Below are 21,262 nucleotides of genomic sequence, written 5' to 3'. Positions count from 1 at the left end.
TATTATTGTTACTTTTCAGAGTATTACATTTTTTCATTGTGAAAAATCATTTTTCAAAATAGATTTGAAAGTGATTTCTCCCAACCGGATCGACATGCGATATGCCTGATAATCCACGCCATCGGGGACGCCCTAAGGGCTTCAATGATTCCTCGGACAAGACCCGTATTCAGGCGCTGGACCGTGCCCTTGATGTGTTGGAGGTGCTGGCTGATCAGGGCGGCTTAACGCTGTCCGAAGTTGCTGCCTCTCTCAAACAAAGCCCGGCAACCATCTATCGGGTGCTGACCACGCTGCAGTTGCGCGGCATGGCGGACACCGATCCCGGCGATCAGACCTGGCACGTTGGCCCGGGCGCGTTTCGCATCGGGTCGGCTTTTCTCAGACGGTCAAGCGTCGTCGAACGCGCCCGTCCGGTAATGCGCATGCTGATGGAAGAAACCGGAGAGACCGCCAATCTGGGCATCGAAAAGAATGGGCAGGTCTTGTTTCTCAGTCAGGTTGAAACGCACGAAACCATCCGTGCATTTTTCCCGCCCGGTACGCTGTCGCCGATGCATGCCTCTGGTATCGGCAAGGCGCTTTTGGCCTCGATGGACGACACGCGGTTGTTTGGCGAAGACGATCTTGAAAGCTTCACCCCCAAAACTTTGACGTCACAGTCTCAGTTGCGCGCTGATCTCGCTCTTACCCGGGATCGCGGGTTTAGTTTTGATGACGAAGAGCGCGCCGAAGGCATGCGTTGTATCGCGGCGCCAATCTATAATCTGTTTGGAGAGGCTGTCGCCGGCATTTCCATCTCCGGCCCGACACATCGGCTGGACACAGCGCGTATCCAGACTATTGGCGCGCTGGTGCGCGACGCGGCGCATGACCTGAGCCGCGCCTTGGGTGCGTCATAACTGCGCCTTGGTTAGCCCAGCTTCATGTGCCGGTTGACGTCTTTGTAGAGCAAATAACGGAACCGTCCCGGCCCACCCGCGTAACAGGCTTGCGGGCAAAATGCGCGCAACCACATGTAATCCCCGGCCTCAACCTCAACCCAATCCTGATTGAGCCGATAGACCGCCTTGCCCTCCAGCACATAAAGCCCGTGTTCCATGACATGTGTTTCGGCAAACGGGATCACCGCGCCGGGTTCAAATGTCACGATATTAACGTGCATATCGTGCCGCATGTCGTCAGGTTCGACAAAGCGCGTGGTCGCCCATTTGCCGTCTGTGTCCGGCATCGCATTGGGCGAAACATCTTTCTCGTTGGTCACAAATGCCTCGGGCGCATCAATCCCCGGCACGGCGTCATAAGCCTTGCGGACCCAGTGAAAGCGCACCGGCGCGTCCGACAAATTGCGCAATTGCCAGTCACACCCCGCAGGCAAAAACGCATAGCCGCCTTCGTTTAGCGTATGAGTGGCGCCCTCAATTGTGATCTGGCATGTGCCCTCTACTACAAAAACAACGCCCTGCGCGCGCGGATCCAGCTCTGGTTTCTGGCTGCCTCCGCCCGGCGACACTTCGGTAATGTAGTGTGAAAATGATTCGGCAAACCCGCTCATCGGGCGTGCGATCACCCACGCGCGGGTGTTGTCCCACAAAGGCAGGTTGGACGTCACGATGTCCGTCATGGTGCCCCGCGGGATGACCGCATAGGCATCGGTGAACATCGCCCGGTCTGTCAAAAGTTGTGTTTGCGGCGGCAACCCGCCTTGAGGAGCATAATAAGGAGACTTCGACATACCGGCACCAATCTAATTGTGTTGCCCCTATCAAACCGTTTCCAGAAGCGCAGGCCAACAGCAAAGCGCGCCGTCAGACGTTGAAGCATTATCCTGAAAAAATTGAAAATACTTTGATATTGCTATTTGCCCGTCGCATTAGGGGCGGGTTCGATTAGTTGTGCACCATGTGCCCGGTTGGAATTGACGGCGCGGTCAACCGCATGAAACTGCAACAGGTTTTCGTCAGCGGACGTCATCAACGAGGCGGCGCCATGGCCGTTTTCGCCCAGCCACAGCCCCCAATCATCCTTGGAAACTACAACCGGCATCCGATGGTGAATGCGCGACATCGATGTATTTGCGCCGGTTGTGACAATGGCACATGTGACCAGCCGCGCGTCCTGTTGTTCCCAAACTTGCCAAACGCCCGCCAGCGCCAGCGTTTCAGGCCCCTGAATATACCATGGCCATCGCACCCCGTCGTCATCCTTGGTCCATTCGTAAAACCCACTGACAGGGATCAGACACCGACGCTCGCGACAGGCCGCACGAAATGCGGGCTTTTCCGCAAGAGTCTCGGCCCGGGCGTTAATCAGCAAAGGACCGTCATTGGGCTTTTTGTACCAGCGCGGAATAAACCCCCAGCGCATAGATGCCAAACGGCGCGCCTGCCGCGCATCAGCCCCCAGAACAACGTGAACATCATTTGTGGGGCACACATTGAAATTCGGGACGTCCGGCAAATTATTGGCCGGGGACGCCGCAAAAAGCTGAGCCATAGCATCTGTCGGCAAAGTGACAGCAAACCGGCCGCACATCAGCGATACCGCTTTCGGGCCAGATCAATCCTGGCCTCCATCATCGACATCTCTTTCAGAATATCACGCCGTCTGGTGCGGTCGTCAACGTCGCGCAGTTCCTGTCGCATCCGGGTCAGCTCGCGCGACAAAGACACAAATTCCGGCACCGCGCCGTTTTCCCGGATCAACCGATTGATCAGCGCGTTTTCGGGATCATTCACCCGGGGCAAAGGTTTGCCCGCTCCCGGCAGGTTGTCAAATTCGCCGGCTTCCTCAGCCTCGCGAATGCGTCTGGTGATCAGGTCGAACAACGGGTGATCCATGTGAACCCCAAGAAAAAGCCCCCACCAGTGTTCCGGTGGAGGCCTTAAAGGTCAAGTCAGACAATCACTTTGCCACGATACGTCCATCAAGATACGGCTTGAATGCGCCCTGCGCGGCCATGAATTCAGCCGTCACATCTGCAAGGTCCGGCCCAAAATCATAAGCGTTCATCGCGCTGCGGAACATTTTGTACCCGTCGCCGCCATTGCGCACATAATTGTTAGACACAACGCCATAGACTTTTTCCAGGTCAATCGCCGCACCGCCAACCATCACGTCACTGACACGGCTGCCAGCAGGTTGCGCCGCATCAAACGCATAGGTCAAACCCGCGACTTGTGGGAAGCGGCCCGCGCCTTCTTCGTGCTGGCTCACGCCATTTTCCAGGGCTTCGACAACAGTTGCGCCTTTGACTTCAAAGGTGGACAGCGTGTTCTGGAACGGCAGCACTGTCAGCACTTCGCCCATGGTCACTTCCCCCTGATCGATAGAGGCACGAATGCCGCCGCCGTTCTGGATGGCGATCTCGACGCCCTGATCCTTGACACGGTCCAGCATTGCATCCGCGATCAGGTTGCCCATTGCACATTCTTGCGCACGGCAAGAGCCGCGTTCGCCATCAATTGGTTCAGCGGTCTCGGCCACAACCCGGTTGCGGATTTCTTCGAGCGGTGCGGCAGCTTCTTTGATGCGCGCCTTGGTGTCCGCATGTTCTGAGATGGCCGCATCCATGATGATCGGCTCGCCCATAGCTTCGGTGATTTCACCGGCATCATTGAACGTGACGTTCAGCTCACCCAGAAATTTACCATAGGCATAGGCCTGCACGATGGCGGTTTCGCCCACCATGGTTGGATAGGGTCCCTGCGCCTTATCAGACGTATTGGACAGGTACGTGTTCGAATGCCCGCCCACAATTACGTCAACGCCTGTGGTCTCTGCGGCAACGCGCTGATCCACGCGGTAGCCAGAGTGGCTGAGCACGATAATCTTGTTCACGCCCATTTCGGTCAGCTTGTCCACTTCGCCTTGTACTGCGGCAACCGGATCAGAGAACGTAACATTTGGCCCGGGGCTGGCCAGCTCATCCGTGTCCTGAGGCGTCAGCCCGATCAGGCCCAGCTTTTCCCCGCCGCGTTCGATCACCGTCGATTTCATCAGCGAGTCGGCAAGCAATTCTTCCTTGCTGACATCCGCATTGGACATCAAAACAGGGAAATCCACAGAATCCATAAAGCCGCGCAGCACCTCGGGGCCATCGTCGAATTCGTGGTTGCCCACGGTCATCGCGTCATAGCCCATATTGTTCATCATTTCGGCGGCCAGCTTGCCCTTGTAATAGGTGTAAAACAGCGTGCCCTGAAACTGGTCCCCGCCATCCACAAGGATGGAATTGTTCGACCGCGCCCGCGCATCCGCCAGGGCCGTGACAAGCCGCGCCGACCCGCCAAAGCATTTGCCTTCGGCGTTGGATTCTTCTCCGCATCCGGAATCATATTTTGAAATCGGTTCAAACCGGGCGTGGAAATCATTGGTGTGCAGGATGGTCAGCGAATAGTCGGCCGCAGCCATTCCGGCCGTTACAGCCAGCGCCGCCGCCCCCGTCATAAAACGAGCAATCATGAGAATCCCCTCTCTGTTGGCATTTATATCGAAAGGTTGCCCTTCAAACGGGGCGGCTGTCAAAGGCTTAGACCGCTTGACCTTGCGGTCGCTGCGTTGCATGTCCAACATATGCTGATTTTTAAAATATTCCGGGCCAATGAATGGGCAGAATTGCGCAGCAACGGCCAGACAAATGGCGCCCCGGTCGACATTGCCGATGGGTTTGTTCATTTTTCCACCGCGGAGCAAGCTGCGGAAACCGCCGCGAAACACTTTGCCGGGGCAGATGATCTGTTCCTGCTGGGCGTCGAAACTGACACGCTGGGTGATGATCTCAAATGGGAAACATCACGAGGCGGCGCGCTTTTCCCGCATCTTTTCAGAGAATTGCGTATCTCTGATGTCAGTTGGGCTCAGCCATTGCCGCTTGTTGATGACACCCATCAGTTCCCGGCGGGACTCGGCATATGAAGGTGCTTGAATCCATAGGTATGAAGGCGTTGCACAGCATCGACCCCGAGGCGGCCCATGGCTGGGCCTTGCGCGCGCTGCAGTTGGGGTTGGCGCCTGCTCCGGGCAAATTAACGTCATCGCGGCTCAAGACAAATCTTGCTGGGATATCGCTGCCCAACCCAGTTGGTCTCGCAGCCGGGTTTGACAAAAATTCCACTGTTCTCAATGGCTTGTCGCGGGCTGGCTTTGGCTTTTACGAGGTGGGTGCCGCAACGCCGCACCCACAACCCGGCAATCCGAAACCACGCCTGTTCCGGCTGACCGAAGATCAGGCGGCAATCAATCGGTTTGGTTTCAACAATGACGGTATGGACGCCATTGCGGCGCGATTGTCTGACCGGCCAAAGCAGGCTGTCATCGGTCTGAACCTTGGCGCCAACAAAGACAGCGAAGATCGCGCGGCTGATTTTGCCAAAGTGCTGGCCTGTTGTGGCCAACATCTGGATTTTGCCACCGTCAATGTCAGCTCTCCCAACACCGAGAAGCTACGGGATTTGCAGGGAAAATCGGCGCTGACGGCGTTGCTGACCGGCGTGCTGGATGTGCGCAATGGGCTGGAGACCAGAATACCGGTGTTCCTCAAAATTGCACCGGACCTTTCACAGTCTGAGCTTGCTGAAATCGCAGAAGTGGCGTTTGACACCGGCATTGACGGGATTATCACAACCAACACCACTTTGTCGCGCGACGGGCTGGCCAGCGCGCATCGAGACGAGGCTGGCGGGCTTTCGGGCAAGCCGCTTTTTTCCAGTTCTACCAAGGTGTTGGCGCGCATGTCACAGTTGACCGATGGCAAAATACCGTTGATCGGCGTGGGCGGGATCAGCACCGCAGAAGACGCCTTTGCCAAGATTTGCGCGGGCGCCTCGGCGGTTCAGCTATATACGGCGCTTGTCTATGGTGGCTTGTCGATGGTTCAGGACATTGTCCAAGGGCTTGATGCTTTGTTAGAGCGAGATGGTTTTAAAAACGTTGCCGACGCGGTTGGCAGCAAACGGGAAGAGTGGCTATGACAATCATCTGGCACAATCCACGCTGTTCAAAATCACGCCAAACCCTTGCGTTGGTTGAAGAAAAGGGCGACGTCACAATTCGCCGCTATCTGGACGACGCGCCAGGCCTTGACGAAATCAAGCAAGTTCACGCGCTGTTGGGTGGCCCTGTGATCGGGATGATGCGCGCCAAGGATGCGCTGTTTCGCGAACTGGGACTGACCAAGGATGATGACGACGCACGCCTGTTTCAAGCGATGGCCGAACACCCGGCACTGATCGAACGCCCGATTGTTCTGGCCAAAGGCAAAGCGGCCATGGGACGCCCACCCGAAGCGGTTTTGGGCATCCTTTAAGGGTCCGGTTTCGGGGTATCGGTGGTGCGTCGGTATCACGTCGGTATTGCGTCGGTCTCGTTTTAGCGACCAAGCACGGCCGCGCCTGTGGCTATGATCCGGCGTATCGCGCTAAGACTATCGCGTTCCCCTCACTTTGCCGGGACCGGATCGGCCAGTTCTTCTAGCTTGGGATAGCGCCAGCCCAGTGTGACACCGCGCGCAACAAAGCTGATCAACAAAGCCGCCCACAAACCGTGATTGCCCCAGACCGGAACCAACGCGAACACCGCCGCGACATAGACCAGCAAGGACAGCAGCATCATATTTCGCATTTCGCGGCTTTGCGTGGCACCAATAAAGATCCCGTCCAGCATCCAGCTTGCGACGCCAATCAACGGTGCAGCCACCATCCAGGGCAAGTAGTCGCGCGCCGACAGACGCACATCGGGCGCTGTCGTCATAATGTCGATGATCATGCCTCCTGTCAGCGCAAAGACCAGCGACAGGACCACAACACAGCCCAGCCCCCAATAGCTCGACAACAGCGCGGCGCGGCGCAGGCCGTAACGATCACGCGCGCCCAGCGCCTGACCAACCAACGCCTCGACCGCAAAGGCAAACCCATCCAGCGCATAGGCGGTGATCTGAAGAAATTGCATCAGAACCTGATTGGCGGCCAGCGTGACGTCGCCGAAATCCGCGCCCAAAAACAGGAAGGAAATGAAAATGCCCTGGAGCATGAGCGAGCGCAGTAGGATGTCGCGGTTCACGGCGGCCATTTGTATCAGGCTGGCGCGGTCAAACACGCGCGACCAATCGCGCCATGCCGGTTGCTGAAACGCGTCGCGACACATCCAAAGCGCTAGCGCAAACCCGCTCCATTCCGCAAGGAACGTGGCAATGGCCACCCCCTGAACACCCCAGCCCAGACCAAGCACGAACCACAGGTCCAAAACAATATTCAGACCATTCATCCAGACCTGAATGACCAGCACCGCACGTGACCGCTCAAGGGCGATCAGCCACCCGGTTAAACCGTACAGCCCAATCGCGGCGGGTGCCGACCAGATGCGGATTGTCAGATATTCGCGTGCCAAGCCTTCGACCTCGGGGCTGGCGGGCGAGGCATAAAACGCGCCCTGAAACAAAAGGCTCTGACAGAGAATAATCAACGCGCCGCCTGCCAGCCCGATGATGAGGGCCCGCACCAGCAAGGCGGTCACTTCACCAGACTGTCCGGCACCATGGGCCTGACTGGTCAGCCCGGTTGTGCCCATGCGCAAAAAGCCAAACACCCAGTAAAGCCCTGAAAGGATGATCGCACCGATGCCCACTGCACCAATTGGTGCGGCCTCTCCTATTTGTCCGACGACGCCTGTATCAACAGCGCCCAAAATCGGAACGGTGGCATTGGCCAACACGATAGGCAACGCGTTGCGCAGGATTCGGCGGTGCGTGACCGGAGCGAATTCAGGCATCTTTGTCAGGGACACGCTGAGGCATCAGGAAATGGCCTGTGCCCTGCGCAAACAAAACTGCGCGTTGATCCTGCCATGCTTCGACATGCACCGAAGCATAGCGACGTCCCGACCGGTTGACCCGAGCGCGGGCATAAGAATCCCGTGGCAGGCCGGAGCGCAGATAGTCGACGGTAAAATCAATTGTCTTGGGCATGCGCGGCAAATGTCCCAACGTCAGAGCCTCGGCATCGATCCGACCGGATTCGATGTCGTCCCACAATACAGACCACGCCAGCCCGATCACAGCAGTGGTTTCCAGAAATCCAGCCGTGACCCCGCCATGGATCGCCCGCAATATCGGATTGCCAATCAGCTTTTCGTCAAATGGCAGGATTGCAGTCAGCTCATCTCCGCGGCGTTCAAACTCAATGCCAAGGAACTGGATATAAGGCACACCATGCACCAAAGCGTTCATCGCAGCGTCACGTCGTTGTTTGACAACCTGCACCGGTTCAGGGGGTTTGCGCGCCATTATTTAAGTTCCACGGTAAAGGCACCGGTTGCGGCTGCAACCGGGCTGGTGTCATCATCATCCATCGCCGTGGCCCGCACAAACGCCACGCTGCGGGTGATGCGATAACATTCGGCGCGGGTGCGAATAGTCTGTCCGGGCGTCGCGGGGCGCATATAATCAATACGCAGGTCAATCGTCGCCGTCGATGAAGGCGATTTGGGATGGCTCATTGCAGCGGCACCACAGCACGTGTCCATCAGCGCCGAAACCGCCCCGCCATGCACGACGCCGGTTTCCGGGTCGCCCACAATGCGCAGATCATACGGCAGGCTCATCTCGGCCACCCCATCGCCGATGTCGGTCAGCGTCATATTCAACGCCTTACAATGAGGAATGGCATTGATGAATTGCTCGGCAATTCTGGCCTTGTCAGGATTCATGGTCTGCTCCGGGTGTGCTCTGGCGTATTTATGGGCGTCAATGCCTGTCAGGGGCAAGGGGGCGGTTGCCCTTGTCGTGAATGCAACTTAAGTTTTCCCCTAAGGGAGAACTGCACGATGTCCGATACACGCCTGACCTTCAAGGAAATGTGCGCCCGCTTTGACGTCACACCACGGACATTGCGGTATTACGAGTATATCGAGCTGCTGCAGCCGGACCGTGAAGGCCGGTCGCGATTCTTTGGATCCCGCGAAGTAGCGCGTATGACGTTGATCATGCGGGGACGTAAATTCGGCATCAAGCTGGAAGACATCCGTCAGTGGTTGCTGATCTATGAACACGAAGGCACGCAGGCGCAGATGCAGGCCTTTATCGAGATGGCAGACCGCCAGTACGAAGAGCTGACAGAACAGCGCGCACAGCTGGATACGGCCATGCAAGAGTTGAAAGAACTGCGTGACGAAACGGTCGAGTTGCTGGAAAAATCCGCCTGAAGCCGCCTGTCTCGTTGCAACGTCACGTCACAAAAGGGCGCGGCTGCGTGATATCCGGCTGCGCATCGCAAACCACACCTCTCCCCTGATCAATATATTTTTAAGGCGAAACCGCCCAAAAGCACCCTGTTCCGGCTCATCATTCCTTCGTGAACCCGTTAATCACCAAGTGACGTGACGTCTTACTTACGTCAACGTCAAGCACTATTGTATCTTTGTAAGCACATTCCAATTTGTCCCCTGTCTGATGATGCCAAGGATGAAACGATGAGCGAAACTTTGATGACCATCCGCGAGATGTGCGACACGTATGACGTGACCCCGCGCACTTTGCGGTTTTACGAAGCCAAGGAACTGTTGTTCCCGGTGCGAGAAGGCCAGAAGCGCCTGTTCACCAAACGGGACCGGGCCCGCCTGAAGCTGATCCTGCGCGGCAAGCGATTTGGCTTCTCCCTCGAAGAAATCCGGCAGTTGCTGAATCTCTACGACATGGGCGACCAGCAAGCGACACAGCTGAAACGCACCTATGAGGTGGCCCAGTTGCGCCTGCAGGACATGGAAGAACAGCGCGACGAGCTGAACGAGGCCATCGATGACCTCAAGGAACAGCTCAAATGGGGCGAGCGCATTCTCGACTCTTTTGCCAACGACAAAAAAGCCGCCGAATAGTTTCAAGGGAGAAGAGACATGCCAACCTATACCGCCCCTGTGAAAGACATGCAGTTTGTACTGCACGACGTATTGAATGTGTCCGGTTCCGACATCCCCGGCTATGACGAGCTGGAAGCCGATTTTACCGGCGCCGTTTTGGAAGAGGCCGGAAAGCTGACCGGCGATGTGCTGGCTCCGCTGAACACCGTCGGCGATCAGGAAGGCTGCCGTCTGGAAAACGGCGTGGTCTACACGCCCACCGGCTTTAAGGCGGCATTTGAGCAGGTCAAAGAAGGTGGCTGGCCCGGGTTGGACATGCCAGAGGAATATGGCGGGCAAAACATGCCCTATGTGCTGGGCACCGCCGTGGGCGAGCTGTTTTCCGGCTCAAACCAGGCCTTTACCATGTATCAGGGCCTGACACACGGGGCCGCCTCGGCGATCCTTGTGCATGGAACGAACGCACAAAAAGACAAATGGCTGCCGAAAATGGTTTCCTGTGAATGGACCGGCACCATGAACCTGACCGAGCCGCATTGCGGCACCGATCTGGGCCTGATGCGGACCAAAGCTGAACCGCAGGACGACGGCACGTTCAAAATCACCGGACAAAAGATCTTTATCTCTGCCGGGGATCACGACATGGCCGACAATGTCATACATCTGGTGCTCGCTAAGATACCCGGCGGGCCGGAAGGCATCAAAGGCGTGTCGCTGTTCATCGTGCCCAAGTTCAAAGTTGACGACGCCGGGGCCATCGGCGCGCGAAATGGCGTGTCCGTGGGCAATATCGAAAAGAAAATGGGCATCCACGGCAATTCGACCTGTGTGATGAACTATGACGACGCCGAAGGCTACTTGCTGGGCGAAGAGCACAAAGGCATGCGTGCCATGTTCACTATGATGAACGAAGCGCGTCTGGGTGTGGGCATGCAAGGTCTGGCAGCGGCCGAAGCGGCGTATCAAAACGCCGTGATTTATGCCAAAGACCGCCTGCAGGGGCGCGATGTCACTGGTGCAAAAAACCCGGATGGCCCGGCTGATCCGCTGATTGTGCATCCCGACATTCGTCGTTCGCTGATGGACCAGAAATCCTTTATCGAAGGCGGGCGCGCATTCATTCTTTGGGGCGCAAATATGATCGATGCCGCCCACCGCGCCGATGACAAAGACGCCGACGGGCTGGTCAGCTTGCTGACACCCGTCATCAAAGGCTTTCTGACGGACGAAGGCTATGACATGACCGTTCTTGCCCAGCAGATATATGGCGGGCACGGATACATCGAAGAACACGGCATGAGCCAGTTCACCCGCGATGCCCGGATCGCCATGATCTATGAAGGTGCCAACGGTGTTCAGGCGCTTGACCTGGTTGGGCGCAAGCTTGGGCAGGATGGTGGCAAACACGTCATGGCGTTTTTTGATCTGGTCAAATCCTTCTGCAAGGAAAACGCCGATGACGACGGGTTGAAAGATTTCATCGACCCGCTCAAGGCCGCCTCCAAGGACCTTCAAGCCGCTGGCATGTACTTTATGCAAAACGGGATGAAGAACCCGAACAATGCGCTGTCTGGATCTTATGATTTCATGCACCTGTTCGGCCATGTCTGCCTTGGCCTGATGTGGGCGCGTATGGCCAAATCGGCCAACGCAGCGCTTGCCAGTGGCGCCAGCGACACGGCGTTTTATGAAACCAAGGTGGCCACGGGGCGCTATTATATGGCGCGTCGCCTGCCCGCCACGGGCATGCACCTGACGCGCATTCAATCTGGTGCGGACACAGTTATGGCGCTTGACGCCGAAGCCTTCTGAACCAGTCAGAAAAAGTAAGGGAGGACCTATGCCAAAACGATTTCGCCTGACCCGCCGCTTTCCGGTTGCCATGACCGAAGATGGCTATCGAAAACTGCGCAGCTTTGCGTCTGAAGCCGGGTTGGACGAAGGTGAGGCATTGTCTTTTCTGTTCGAAAACTTCGACGCGGTAACCGACGCCGAAGGGCTGGCGCACCGGCTGCGCCAATTCAATACCGAACTGGAAAGAAGAAAGAGGTAGGCGGGAATGATCGGGCCAACTTTTTATTCCGCGCTTGAGGCCGGGTCAGGACGCCTTCGGCGAGAGTATTTTTGGCAAAATGAAGACGCAAATTTCCCTGCCATCTTACCCGACCGCCAGGCGGAACGCAGGTCAGACAGCAGGGCTTCACCTTGCGCGGCCATCGGCTCTCCAGCCTGTTCCGCATCTCAGAGGAAACCGCATTAACCTTAACAACTTGTGAAACACTTTGACTTCATTTTGCCAGAAATACTCCACGGGGGTGCGGGGGTGTGAAACCCCCGCCGCGACATTTGCCACAGGGAGGCACCCATGACGATCAATCTCTATTGCTTTGGAGAAAGCGGCAATTCCTACAAAGCCGCGCTGGCGCTGGAGCTGTCAGGACTTGACTGGGCGCCAGTCAAAGTTGACTTTTTTGGCGGCGAAACCCGTACGCCTCAGTATCGCGGCGATGTCAACGAAATGGGCGAGGCACCGGTCTTGGTGGATGGCGATTTTCGCACCAGCCAGTCAGGCGCTATTCAGGCGTATATCACTGAAAAGTCAGGCAAATTCGGTGGTGCGGATCGTGACGAAAACTACGAGATTTTCCGGTGGGTACTATGGGACAACCACAAATTATCTTCCCAGGCTGGCATGACGCGTTTCCTGATGAATTTCCTGCCTGAACAACACCGCAACGCTGATGTCATCGCGTTCAATCAGGGACGCCTCAAGGCGGCTTATGACGTTCTGAACACCCATCTTGAGAGGCGCGACTGGATTGTCGCGGACCGGCTGACCAATGCGGACATCTCTTGCTGCGGGTATTTGTTCTATCCCGAACCCTTTGGGTTTTCGCGCGCTGACTGGCCTAATATCGATCGTTGGCTGAGCAATATTCAAGACACGCCGGGATGGAAACATCCCTACGACCTGATGCCCGGTTCCCCTGCGGACCGCGCCTGACAAGGAGAAGACCATGACCGAAGCCTATATCTATGACGCGGTACGCACGCCGCGCGGCAAAGGGCGCAAGGACGGCGCCCTGCATGAAGTCACATCGGTACGCTTGTCGGCCAATGTGCTGAACGCCCTGAAAGAGCGAAACGGTCTGGACGGGCACGCCGTCGAAGACGTGATTTGGGGCAATGTTACTCAAGTCAAGGAACAGGGCGGTTGTCTGGCGCGCACAGCTGTGATGGCGTCGGATCTGGATGAATCCATTCCCGGGCTGGCGATCAACCGGTTCTGTGCCTCGGGTATGGAAGCGGTCAATCTGGCCGCAAACCAGGTGCGTGGCGGTGCTGGTGACGCCTATATCGCAGGCGGCGTCGAGATGATGGGCCGTGTGCCGATGGGCTCAGACGGCGCCGCAGTTGCGGTTGATCCAACCGTCGCAATGGACCAGTATTTTGTGCCGCAAGGCATATCGGCAGACATCATTGCCACCGAATACGGGTTTTCTCGGGATCAGGCAGATGCGCTGGCCGTGGAATCTCAGCGCCGGGCTAAGGCTGCGTGGGATGACAACCGTTTTGACAAGTCGATCATCACAGTGCGTGACATGAACGGTCTGTCCATTCTGGACCATGATGAATACATGCGCCCGGGCACGGATATGCAATCCCTTGGCGCGCTGAAGGCGTCGTTTGAAGACATGGGCAAACACATGCCCGGCTTTGATAAAATTGCCCTGATGAAATATCCACATCTCGAAGAGGTGAACCATATTCACCATGCGGGCAATTCGTCGGGCATCGTTGACGGGTCTGCGGGCGTGTTGATTGGCAACGCAGAGTTCGGCAAAAAGTTCGGCATCAAGCCGCGTGCGCGCATTCGCCAGACCTGTAAAATCGGCACCGATCCCACCATCATGCTGACCGGCCCTGTGCCTGCCACCCGGAAAATTCTGGCCGACAGCGGCTTGGCGATTTCCGACATCGATCTGTTTGAGGTGAACGAAGCCTTTGCCAGCGTCGTTTTGCGGTTCCAGCAGGCGTTTGACGTTGATCCTGAGCTGGTCAACGTCAATGGCGGCTCGATCGCGATGGGGCACCCGTTGGGCGCCACAGGGGCCATCATCATCGGCACGCTTCTGGACGAGCTGGAACGCTCGGACAAAGAGGTGGGCTTGGCCACCTTGTGCATCGCGTCCGGTATGGGCGCCGCCACAATAATCGAGCGCGTCTGATGCCAAAACTGGATTTGTCACAGATCGCTTCCACATCTCGGTGCTCCTATCCGGGCAAGCTCGCGGATGGCTTTGAGGGCCGTTCCAGTCAAGCCGTCGGAGATGCAAGCGGGATCACCCAATTTGGGGTCAACCTCGTCCGGCTTGCGCCGGGCGCGCAATCCTCGCTACGCCATTATCACATGAAGCAGGATGAATTTTTGATCATGACCGAAGGCGAACTTGTTCTGGTGGATGACAACGGCGCGCACGTGAGGCACCCTGGTGATTGCGCATCTTTTCCGGCACGGGATGCAAATGGTCATCACCTGATCAACAAAACTGACGTGCCAGCGGCCTTTTTGGTGGTTGGCACGCGCACCCCGACAGAAACCGCTTTTTACAGCGATATCGACATGAAGGTGAACGTGGATACCGACGGCTATTCCTTCACGCGAAAAGATGGCAGCCCGCTGACGGCTGATCAGATCGGAGACAAAACATGACTGATTTCACAATGAACGTGGGCGACGACGGTGTTGCCATCATCACATGGGACGTGGCCGACAAAAGCATGAACGTGCTGAGCGTGGATGCGTTTGGGGTTCTGGAAGGCTTTATTGACGAAGTTCTTGCCGATGACGCCATCAAGGGCGCGGTGATCACGTCGGGCAAGGATACGTTTGCGGGCGGTATGGACCTGAACGTTTTGGGGTCGATCCGGGAAAATGCCGGGGACGCTCCGGCGCAGGCGCTGTTTGATTTCACCATGCGGGGCCACACGTTCCTGCGCAAAATTGAACGGGCCGGAATGGACCCCAAGACCGATAAGGGTGGCAAACCAATTGTCACCGCCCTGCCCGGCACCGCGCTTGGCATTGGGCTGGAGCTGCCGCTGGCAACGCATCGCATTTTCTGTGCCGACAATCCCAAGGCCAAGATCGGCCTGCCCGAGATCATGGTCGGTATATTTCCGGGCATGGGCGGCACCACGCGATTTGTGCGCAAGATGGGGGCAATGGCGGCGTCACCGTTCCTGTTACAGGGAAAAATGGTTGATCCCAAAAAAGCCAAAGCGGCAGGCATTATTGACGAGATAGTCGCTGATCCGGTTGCGGCCGCGCGCGACTGGGTGCTGAACGCCAAAGACGCCGATCTGGTGAAGCCATGGGATGCCAAGGGGTACAAAATGCCCGGCGGCGAGCCTTATCACCCGGCTGGCTTCATGACTTTTGTCGGGGCCAGCGCCATGGTCAATGGCAACACCTGGGGCGTGTACCCCGCCGCCAAGGCATTGCTGAGCGCGGTTTATGAAGGCGCGATGGTGCCGTTTGACACTGCGCTTAAGATCGAAGCGCGCTGGTTCGTGAACGTTCTGATGAACCCGTCATCGTCGGCCATGATCCAGTCGTTGTTCATCAACAAGGAAGCGTTGGAAAAAGGCGCCAACCGGCCTGATGTACCTGATCAACGCTGCAAGAAAGTTGGCGTTCTGGGCGCGGGCATGATGGGCGCGGGTATCGCGCTGGTGTCGGCCCGGGCAGGCATGGATGTGGTGCTGATCGATCAGTCGCAGGATGCGGCGGACCGCGGCAAAGCCTATTCCGAGACCTATATGGACAAGGGCATCAAACGCAAAAAGGCAACGCCCGAGCAGAAAGACGCATTGCTGGCCAAGATCAACGCCACAACCGATCTGACGGCTTTGGCCGATGTCGATTTGATCATCGAAGCGGTGTTCGAAGACCCGGGCGTCAAAGCCGAGATGACCAAAAAGGTCGAGGCGATCATCCCCGAGGATGCCATCTTTGCCTCCAACACCTCCACCTTGCCGATCAGCGAACTGGCCAAGGCGTCGGTGCGGCCGGATCAGTTCATCGGCATCCATTTCTTTTCGCCTGTCGAGAAAATGATGCTGGTCGAAATCATCAAGGGCAAGGAAACTGGACCACGCGCAGTGGCCAAGGCGCTGGACTATGTGCGTCAGATCAAAAAGACGCCAATTGTCGTCAACGATGAGCGGTTCTTTTATGCCAACCGCTGTATCATCCCCTATATCAACGAAGGTGTGATGATGGCGGGCGAAGGGGTTGGGCGCCCGTTGCTGGATCATGCCGCACAGCTGTTGGGCTTCCCGGTTGGACCCATTCAGCTGGTCGATGAAACCTCGCTGGATCTGGGAGCCAAGATTGCCAAGGCCACGATGGCAGCCATGGGCGATGCCTATCCTAGGTCGGTGGCCGATGACGTGACATTCTGGATGGTCGACGAAGGCCGCTTTGGCCGCAAAGCCAAGGCCGGGTTCTTTGACTATGACGAAAATGGCAAACGGTTGGGCTATTGGAAGGGTTTCGATGACAAGTTCCCACCGCTGGACGAACAGCCAGACTTGATCGAAGTGCAGCACCGTCTGATATTCGCGCAGGTTCTGGAGGCGGTGCGAGCGCTGGAGGCCGGCGTGCTGGAAGACATCCGCGAAGGGGATGTTGGCGCCATTCTGGGCTGGGGCTTTATGCCTTGGTCAGGTGGGCCGTTCAGCTGGCTCGACATTGTCGGCGCGCCATGGGCCGCCGCACGGTGCGACGCATTGGCGGACAAATTCGGAGATCGGTTTGCTTGTCCGCCATTGCTGCGCGAAATGGCGGACAAAGGTCAGACTTTCTATGGCCGTTTCGGACCCGAGGCAAAAGCTGCCTGATCGAGGCGCTAGCTAAAGCATAGAAAAGGCGTGCCATCATGGCGCGCCTTTTTGATTTGGGACTTCAGGTCTTTTCCGCCAGATCCTGTTCCAGACAGCTCAGAAAAACATCAGCCTGATCGCGGGTCAGTTTCGGATAACCCTTGTCTGTTTCTGTCACCCGCCGGCCCATATCCGGTTCCCCAAGCGCCAGAAACCCGTGTGCAGACGGGCATTCAACCAGCGCACCACCGGCCACCGAAATCACCTGTTCATGCGCGAATTTCAGCACAAAGAGCCGGGCCGGTGCGTCTGGTTGAAAGCGAGTTGCGCCGTTGAACCCATCCATATCGGCAACACGGATCAGCGCAATGGGCTGACCGGTTTTCTCGGCGTAAGACGGGCAAGACAGCGCCACCATGGTTTCATCCTGCAACACCAAAGGCACGCGGTTTCCGATGGCGCCCGGTGGAAAATACGAGGGTAGCACATTGTTGGGGCAGGTTCCGGGATGGCGCCAGATGTCGGTCGCCTGAATATCCTGCAAATGTTGCACCCCATGTTCAAGGGTCAGAACCTGGTCCCCGACCACAAGCGAGGCAACATCGCGGCTGCCTTGGGCCAACGCAACTTCGGTTCCGCCCAAAAGACCGTCTGCACCGCAATTGGCACAACCCAGACCTACAAATGCAAACTCACAATCAATACGTTTCGATGCCACAGGGTGTTCCCAGCGCTGTTCTCTCGGTTTCGCCAGAATTAATTTAGCGCGATATAGGACTAGGGTGACGTTGGGTCAGAAAATGTCAACCCATAGGTGCAAAACCTTGCTCACCCCAACCCTTGGTTTAGTAAGTCGGACGAATAATCTGCCGAAATATTGGAAACTGATCAGAAGTTAAGCGAATGCGTTCATTCGTTTGCGATCAGGACATCGTCCGACATGACGCCCATTTCAAGCAAAACTCTGGCTGTGGCAATAGGCAACATGTTGTAATTCGACGCCGTCGCATGTGTTGGCACTTTCCCGTCGCGCACGCCCCAGTGACTTTGACAGAACAGCAGCAATCCGTGATTGGCAAACACCACCTGATCTTCCTCAAAAACAGGCAAAAACACCTCGACTTCGCCGCACAGTTCCTGACGTTCCACCCCCGCCAGCACGTCCAGCGCGGCTCCGGGGACAATTGCGTAAGGGTCGCCCCAGGGATCGGAAACATCCTCGCATTCGATCAACACCCCCTGATGCGGCATCACCAACAGATCGTCGCGGTTTTCCAGAGTTCCGGCAGGCACATTGAGCGGCCAAAGTGTGCGGGGGCACAGTCTGTCTGCATCCCACGCCACATCGCGGATCAGCGACGTCATTGTCTGAAAACCCGCATCAAAAGTCAGCACTTCAGCACCCGGCACCAGCGTCTCAACCGGCACCCAGCCATCGCGCGTGCCGACTTGCGTGCCCTGAATCAGACCACATCCCGCCCCGGTCAACACAAGGTCATCGGGTGCTGGTTTGCGCCTTGTCACAATATCCCGGCGAAGGTCGCCAGGTTGCTTTCCAATCATGTCAGTCCTTTGGGCTGCGGGTGCCATTTATCCACTTCAACCAATAAGCGAGTAAAATTCGCAACAAATGAGCCTCAATTCAGGAGCTTTTGCGGCATTGTTGCCTGATGCGATGTGATCCGGGCGTCACGGGATAGTTGTTTCCGCTATCGTGACCGAACGGCAATAATCACGCCAGCAGATGCAATCATAGCGATCCCGGCAAGCTGCAAGACGCCAACACCCTGACCAAATAACACCCACGCAAAGACCGGGGCAAATATCATGATCGAATATTCAAACACTGCCACGTTGGATGGTTCATCAAGCTGATAGGCCCGAATGATAAAGAACACGCCCACCAACGACCCCACCGCCTGCAGCATCAATAATGGCAGCACGTCCCAAAACAGCCAGACCCAGCTGCGTGCCAGAAAGCTGCCATCCTCGATCCTCCACAGAGTCAGACCAACCTGCACCAGCGTCGCCATACCGCCCAGCAATACCATATTGGCCCCCAACAAAATGGTGGCACTTTCGCCAGCGCACCAGCTTCGGGTCGCGATCGAGGAAATTGCGTAAAAGAACCCGGCGGCTACCGGCATTATCATGACTGGACTAAACCCGCGCGCACCCGGTTGCAACACCATCAGGATGCCACAAAACCCGATCACAACCGCAAGAATACGCCACGGGCCAATACGTTTGCGTTGAATGATCGCATTGATCAGCAAAACAAAAATCGGCGAAGTGAACAATCCGGCCAGCGCTTCGGCAATGGGCATCAGGCCCAGCGCCCCGAAATACAAAAACATCGACGTCGACAACATGATCCCGCGTGCGATGACCGGTTTCCAGCGGATCGGGCGCAGACGCCCCAATCCAATCCGCGACATCAGGATCAACAGAGGCATCATCAACAAGGATCGCAGCATCACAAACTGCCAAAGCCCGATGCTCTCGGAAATACGCGCAATGAAATTGTCGATCAGGCCGATTAGGGCCATCGCCGACAGCATCGACAACGCGGCCGCGGTTGGACGGTTCTCTGGCGTACCGACACCCGGTTGTTGCGACGTGCTCATCGCTTCACTCCCTCACCTGTTTTGAGAGGAAACAGTATCGCAGCGCGATTGCAAGCATCAGATCAGTTGCATCATTTGCAAATGTCGCCTTTCATACCGCCAAACGGGGCGCGCGGACCGCTCCTGGAATCAACCGGATACGCAATGGAGGGGCGCGCATGGGCTGGATGAAGGATGAGGCAGGGCTTGAAAAATGCGCGGCGAATTATGTGCCTCTGACCCCTTTGTCGGGGCTGCAGAGGGCGTTGACGGTTTTTCCCGACCACATGGCGGTTGTCTATGGCACACATCGCAAGACCTACCGTGAATACCATGACCGCGTGACCAGATTGGCCGCAGCGCTGAGCACGCTTGGGGTTGAGCCCGGCGAAGTGGTGGCGACACTGTTGCCCAATATCCCGGCCGCCGCCGAAGCTCACTTTGGCGTGCCCGCCTGTGGCGCGGTTTTGAACTGTATCAATGTCCGTCTGGACGTTAGTACTGTGGCCTATATTTTCGACCATGGTGGCGCCAAAGCCGTGTTGGTCGATACCGAATTCCTGTCGCTTGCCGAAGCCGCATGTGAGGAAATGCAGGGCGATGCGCCCATTCTGATTGAGGTCGCAGACCCTAACAATGGCCACCCGGCCTCTGGGCGTTACCCCGAATATGAAACCCTGTTGGCGGATGCGCAGCCCGGGTTCAGCTGGGTTATGCCGCAGGACGAATGGGAAAGCATTTCGCTGAACTATACATCCGGCACCACCGGCGCGCCCAAAGGCGTGGTGTTTCACCATCGCGGCGCATACCTGAACGCCATGGGTCAGGTGATCAGCTGGCGCATCACGCTGCATCCGATCTATCTGACCATTGTTCCGCTGTTTCATTGCAACGGCTGGTGCCACACTTGGATGATGCCCATGGTGGGGGGCACGGTTGTGTGCTGTCGTGACATCACGGCCGCCAATATCTTTGATGCCATTGCAGACGAAGGTGTGACCCATTTTGGCGGTGCGCCCATAGTGTTGAACATGCTGGTCAACGCGCCAGAAGACACGCGCCGCCCGGTGGATCACATCGTCGAAGTGTTCACCGCAGGCGCGCCACCTGCCCCGGCCACGCTGGCGCGTATTGAACCGCTGGGCTTTAACATCACGCAGGTCTACGGGCTGACGGAAGTATACGGCCCGGCCACAGAATGCCTTTGGGATGCAGAACGTTGGGACGATCTGGAGAGCAATGATCGTGCTGGTATCAAGGCACGTCAGGGTGTTGCCATGCCGTTTATGGAACATGTGACGGTGCTGGATGAAACGATGGCGCAGATCCCGATGGACGGCGAAACGCAGGGGGAAATCATGATCCGGGGCAACGGTGTCATGAAAGGCTATCTGAAGAACCCTGACGCCACCAGAAAGGCGTTCTCCGGCGGGTATTTTCATTCCGGTGACATCGCCATTCAGCACCCCGACACCTATGTGCAGATCACCGATCGTGCCAAGGATATCATCATCTCGGGGGGCGAAAACATCAGCTCGGTCGAGGTCGAAGGCGTGTTGATGCACCACCCGGCGATCAATCTGGCGGCAGTTGTTGCCAAACCCGACGACAAATGGGGCGAAGTCCCGTGCGCCTTTGTCGAATTGCTGGAAGGCGCCGCAGCAGATGAGACCGAGATCATCGCCTTTGCCCGGCAAAGCCTTGCAGGTTTCAAGGCGCCGAAGAAAGTTGTGTTTCAGGAGTTGCCCAAAACTTCGACCGGGAAAATTCAGAAGTTTGAATTGCGAAAACAGGCCAGGTCGATTTGAACATTTCGCCATGCGCGCAGTTCCCCTTCAAATCCGGTTAAACGATAACGCGAGGGTGCGTTGCCCCGGCCCGTCCAACCATGCTAGGTGTCTGTCAAGAAGAGGCAGAGC

Annotated in this window: 23 protein-coding genes; 13 read left to right on the top strand and 10 right to left on the bottom strand. The window is 56.9% G+C overall.

Going from position 1 to position 21,262, the window contains the following annotated elements; genetic code table 11:
- Positions 1-101: 101 nt before the first annotated feature.
- Positions 102-902 (top strand): HTH-type transcriptional regulator BhcR, encoded by an 801-nt coding sequence (bhcR, locus tag ABJI08_RS04955; protein WP_348400719.1) that lies wholly within the window; start codon positions 102-104, stop codon positions 900-902.
- Between the two features lie 11 nt (positions 903-913).
- Here the strand turns inward: bhcR and ABJI08_RS04950 are convergent, their stop codons facing one another.
- The 4 genes from ABJI08_RS04950 to ABJI08_RS04935 form a co-directional block, all read right to left on the bottom strand.
- Complete coding sequence (locus ABJI08_RS04950; protein ID WP_348400718.1) at positions 914-1,735, bottom strand: bifunctional allantoicase/(S)-ureidoglycine aminohydrolase; 822 nt, start codon at positions 1,733-1,735, stop codon at positions 914-916.
- 122 nt (positions 1,736-1,857) lie between these two features.
- Positions 1,858-2,535, bottom strand: a complete 678-nt coding sequence (locus tag ABJI08_RS04945) for an SOS response-associated peptidase (RefSeq protein WP_348400717.1) — start codon at positions 2,533-2,535, stop codon at positions 1,858-1,860.
- A complete protein-coding gene (locus ABJI08_RS04940; RefSeq protein ID WP_348400716.1) occupies positions 2,535-2,840 on the bottom strand; it encodes a DUF1992 domain-containing protein in 306 nt (101 codons plus the stop codon). Before ABJI08_RS04940 ends, ABJI08_RS04945 begins: the two co-directional genes overlap by 1 nt.
- 64 nt (positions 2,841-2,904) lie before the next feature.
- Positions 2,905-4,464, bottom strand: a complete 1,560-nt coding sequence (locus ABJI08_RS04935) for a bifunctional metallophosphatase/5'-nucleotidase (protein WP_348400715.1) — start codon at positions 4,462-4,464, stop codon at positions 2,905-2,907.
- 111 nt (positions 4,465-4,575) lie between these two features.
- Here ABJI08_RS04935 and ABJI08_RS04930 point away from each other — a divergent pair, with 111 nt between their 5' ends.
- Genes ABJI08_RS04930 through arsC form a run of 3 tightly spaced genes read left to right on the top strand, consistent with a single transcriptional unit; the run spans position 4,576 to position 6,307 of the window.
- On the top strand, positions 4,576-4,917 hold the full coding sequence (locus ABJI08_RS04930; protein ID WP_348400714.1) for a DUF952 domain-containing protein: 342 nt from the start codon (positions 4,576-4,578) through the stop codon (positions 4,915-4,917).
- Positions 4,914-5,972 (top strand): quinone-dependent dihydroorotate dehydrogenase, encoded by a 1,059-nt coding sequence (locus ABJI08_RS04925; RefSeq protein WP_348400713.1) that lies wholly within the window; start codon positions 4,914-4,916, stop codon positions 5,970-5,972. The genes ABJI08_RS04930 and ABJI08_RS04925 overlap by 4 nt, the downstream gene beginning before the upstream one ends.
- Complete coding sequence (gene arsC / locus ABJI08_RS04920; protein WP_348400712.1) at positions 5,969-6,307, top strand: arsenate reductase (glutaredoxin); 339 nt, start codon at positions 5,969-5,971, stop codon at positions 6,305-6,307. The genes ABJI08_RS04925 and arsC overlap by 4 nt, the downstream gene beginning before the upstream one ends.
- A 131-nt stretch (positions 6,308-6,438) precedes the next feature.
- Here arsC and ABJI08_RS04915 read toward each other — a convergent pair whose 3' ends face one another.
- From ABJI08_RS04915 to ABJI08_RS04905, 3 genes are read right to left on the bottom strand one after another with little or no spacing between them, the layout of a single operon-like run.
- Positions 6,439-7,767, bottom strand: coding sequence for an MATE family efflux transporter (locus ABJI08_RS04915; protein ID WP_348400733.1), 1,329 nt, complete (start codon positions 7,765-7,767; stop codon positions 6,439-6,441).
- On the bottom strand, positions 7,760-8,281 hold the full coding sequence (locus ABJI08_RS04910; RefSeq protein ID WP_348400711.1) for a PaaI family thioesterase: 522 nt from the start codon (positions 8,279-8,281) through the stop codon (positions 7,760-7,762). Before ABJI08_RS04910 ends, ABJI08_RS04915 begins: the two co-directional genes overlap by 8 nt.
- A complete protein-coding gene (locus ABJI08_RS04905) occupies positions 8,281-8,703 on the bottom strand; it encodes a PaaI family thioesterase (RefSeq protein ID WP_348400710.1) in 423 nt (140 codons plus the stop codon). The genes ABJI08_RS04910 and ABJI08_RS04905 overlap by 1 nt, the downstream gene beginning before the upstream one ends.
- A gap of 117 nt (positions 8,704-8,820) precedes the next feature.
- Between ABJI08_RS04905 and ABJI08_RS04900 the strand changes: the two genes are divergently transcribed.
- The 8 genes from ABJI08_RS04900 (at position 8,821) to ABJI08_RS04865 (ending at position 16,755) form a co-directional block, all read left to right on the top strand.
- Entirely contained in the window at positions 8,821-9,198 is a 378-nt protein-coding gene (locus tag ABJI08_RS04900) for a MerR family DNA-binding transcriptional regulator (RefSeq protein WP_348400709.1), read from the top strand.
- 267 nt (positions 9,199-9,465) lie between these two features.
- Positions 9,466-9,867, top strand: a complete 402-nt coding sequence (locus ABJI08_RS04895; protein WP_348400708.1) for a MerR family DNA-binding transcriptional regulator — start codon at positions 9,466-9,468, stop codon at positions 9,865-9,867.
- A gap of 18 nt (positions 9,868-9,885) precedes the next feature.
- Positions 9,886-11,661 (top strand): acyl-CoA dehydrogenase C-terminal domain-containing protein, encoded by a 1,776-nt coding sequence (locus tag ABJI08_RS04890; RefSeq protein ID WP_348400707.1) that lies wholly within the window; start codon positions 9,886-9,888, stop codon positions 11,659-11,661.
- A gap of 28 nt (positions 11,662-11,689) precedes the next feature.
- The gene (locus ABJI08_RS04885; protein WP_348400706.1) at positions 11,690-11,902 is read left to right on the top strand and encodes a hypothetical protein; all 213 of its coding nucleotides are present in this window, start codon (positions 11,690-11,692) and stop codon (positions 11,900-11,902) included.
- 312 nt (positions 11,903-12,214) lie between these two features.
- On the top strand, positions 12,215-12,853 hold the full coding sequence (locus tag ABJI08_RS04880; protein WP_348400705.1) for a glutathione S-transferase: 639 nt from the start codon (positions 12,215-12,217) through the stop codon (positions 12,851-12,853).
- Between the two features lie 13 nt (positions 12,854-12,866).
- Complete coding sequence (locus ABJI08_RS04875; RefSeq protein WP_348400704.1) at positions 12,867-14,078, top strand: acetyl-CoA C-acetyltransferase; 1,212 nt, start codon at positions 12,867-12,869, stop codon at positions 14,076-14,078.
- Positions 14,078-14,563: a cupin domain-containing protein gene (locus ABJI08_RS04870; protein WP_348400703.1), complete on the top strand. Its 486-nt coding sequence runs from the start codon at positions 14,078-14,080 to the stop codon at positions 14,561-14,563. The genes ABJI08_RS04875 and ABJI08_RS04870 overlap by 1 nt, the downstream gene beginning before the upstream one ends.
- Complete coding sequence (locus tag ABJI08_RS04865; protein ID WP_348400702.1) at positions 14,560-16,755, top strand: 3-hydroxyacyl-CoA dehydrogenase NAD-binding domain-containing protein; 2,196 nt, start codon at positions 14,560-14,562, stop codon at positions 16,753-16,755. The genes ABJI08_RS04870 and ABJI08_RS04865 overlap by 4 nt, the downstream gene beginning before the upstream one ends.
- A 64-nt stretch (positions 16,756-16,819) precedes the next feature.
- Here the strand turns inward: ABJI08_RS04865 and ABJI08_RS04860 are convergent, their stop codons facing one another.
- The 3 genes from ABJI08_RS04860 to ABJI08_RS04850 form a co-directional block, all read right to left on the bottom strand.
- Complete coding sequence (locus ABJI08_RS04860; protein ID WP_348400701.1) at positions 16,820-17,455, bottom strand: Hint domain-containing protein; 636 nt, start codon at positions 17,453-17,455, stop codon at positions 16,820-16,822.
- Between the two features lie 191 nt (positions 17,456-17,646).
- Complete coding sequence (locus tag ABJI08_RS04855) at positions 17,647-18,261, bottom strand: Hint domain-containing protein (protein ID WP_348400700.1); 615 nt, start codon at positions 18,259-18,261, stop codon at positions 17,647-17,649.
- A gap of 185 nt (positions 18,262-18,446) precedes the next feature.
- Positions 18,447-19,364 carry a DMT family transporter gene (locus ABJI08_RS04850; RefSeq protein ID WP_348400699.1) on the bottom strand — a complete coding sequence of 306 codons (918 nt, stop codon included), beginning with the start codon at positions 19,362-19,364 and terminating at the stop codon, positions 18,447-18,449.
- 158 nt (positions 19,365-19,522) lie between these two features.
- On the opposite strand from ABJI08_RS04850, the gene ABJI08_RS04845 reads away from it, so the two are divergent.
- Entirely contained in the window at positions 19,523-21,151 is a 1,629-nt protein-coding gene (locus tag ABJI08_RS04845; RefSeq protein ID WP_348400698.1) for an AMP-binding protein, read from the top strand.
- The last annotated feature ends 111 nt before the right edge of the window (positions 21,152-21,262 follow it).

It is taken from the genome of Shimia sp. (assembly GCF_039969785.1).
Lineage (GTDB): Bacteria > Pseudomonadota > Alphaproteobacteria > Rhodobacterales > Rhodobacteraceae > Shimia.
The sequence above is the reverse complement of the archived record's forward strand: the minus strand, read 5'-3'. Positions and strand labels throughout refer to the sequence as shown.

Bases quoted from the DNA above. Each gene is read 5' to 3' on its own strand.
- ABJI08_RS04875 (WP_348400704.1), top strand. From the start codon at position 12,867: ATGACCGAAGCCTATATCTATGACGCGGTACGCACGCCGCGCGGCAAA.
- ABJI08_RS04930 (WP_348400714.1), top strand. From the start codon at position 4,576: ATGCTGATTTTTAAAATATTCCGGGCCAATGAATGGGCAGAATTGCGC.
- ABJI08_RS04870 (WP_348400703.1), top strand. From the start codon at position 14,078: ATGCCAAAACTGGATTTGTCACAGATCGCTTCCACATCTCGGTGCTCC.
- ABJI08_RS04880 (WP_348400705.1), top strand. From the start codon at position 12,215: ATGACGATCAATCTCTATTGCTTTGGAGAAAGCGGCAATTCCTACAAA.
- arsC (WP_348400712.1), top strand. From the start codon at position 5,969: ATGACAATCATCTGGCACAATCCACGCTGTTCAAAATCACGCCAAACC.
- ABJI08_RS04915 (WP_348400733.1), bottom strand. From the start codon at position 7,767: ATGCCTGAATTCGCTCCGGTCACGCACCGCCGAATCCTGCGCAACGCG.
- ABJI08_RS04925 (WP_348400713.1), top strand. From the start codon at position 4,914: ATGAAGGTGCTTGAATCCATAGGTATGAAGGCGTTGCACAGCATCGAC.
- ABJI08_RS04845 (WP_348400698.1), top strand. From the start codon at position 19,523: ATGGGCTGGATGAAGGATGAGGCAGGGCTTGAAAAATGCGCGGCGAAT.
- ABJI08_RS04850 (WP_348400699.1), bottom strand. From the start codon at position 19,364: ATGAGCACGTCGCAACAACCGGGTGTCGGTACGCCAGAGAACCGTCCA.
- ABJI08_RS04865 (WP_348400702.1), top strand. From the start codon at position 14,560: ATGACTGATTTCACAATGAACGTGGGCGACGACGGTGTTGCCATCATC.
- ABJI08_RS04885 (WP_348400706.1), top strand. From the start codon at position 11,690: ATGCCAAAACGATTTCGCCTGACCCGCCGCTTTCCGGTTGCCATGACC.
- ABJI08_RS04890 (WP_348400707.1), top strand. From the start codon at position 9,886: ATGCCAACCTATACCGCCCCTGTGAAAGACATGCAGTTTGTACTGCAC.
- ABJI08_RS04900 (WP_348400709.1), top strand. From the start codon at position 8,821: ATGTCCGATACACGCCTGACCTTCAAGGAAATGTGCGCCCGCTTTGAC.
- bhcR (WP_348400719.1), top strand. From the start codon at position 102: ATGCCTGATAATCCACGCCATCGGGGACGCCCTAAGGGCTTCAATGAT.
- ABJI08_RS04950 (WP_348400718.1), bottom strand. From the start codon at position 1,735: ATGTCGAAGTCTCCTTATTATGCTCCTCAAGGCGGGTTGCCGCCGCAA.
- ABJI08_RS04945 (WP_348400717.1), bottom strand. From the start codon at position 2,535: ATGTGCGGCCGGTTTGCTGTCACTTTGCCGACAGATGCTATGGCTCAG.
- ABJI08_RS04940 (WP_348400716.1), bottom strand. From the start codon at position 2,840: ATGGATCACCCGTTGTTCGACCTGATCACCAGACGCATTCGCGAGGCT.
- ABJI08_RS04905 (WP_348400710.1), bottom strand. From the start codon at position 8,703: ATGAATCCTGACAAGGCCAGAATTGCCGAGCAATTCATCAATGCCATT.
- ABJI08_RS04895 (WP_348400708.1), top strand. From the start codon at position 9,466: ATGAGCGAAACTTTGATGACCATCCGCGAGATGTGCGACACGTATGAC.
- ABJI08_RS04935 (WP_348400715.1), bottom strand. From the start codon at position 4,464: ATGATTGCTCGTTTTATGACGGGGGCGGCGGCGCTGGCTGTAACGGCC.
- ABJI08_RS04910 (WP_348400711.1), bottom strand. From the start codon at position 8,281: ATGGCGCGCAAACCCCCTGAACCGGTGCAGGTTGTCAAACAACGACGT.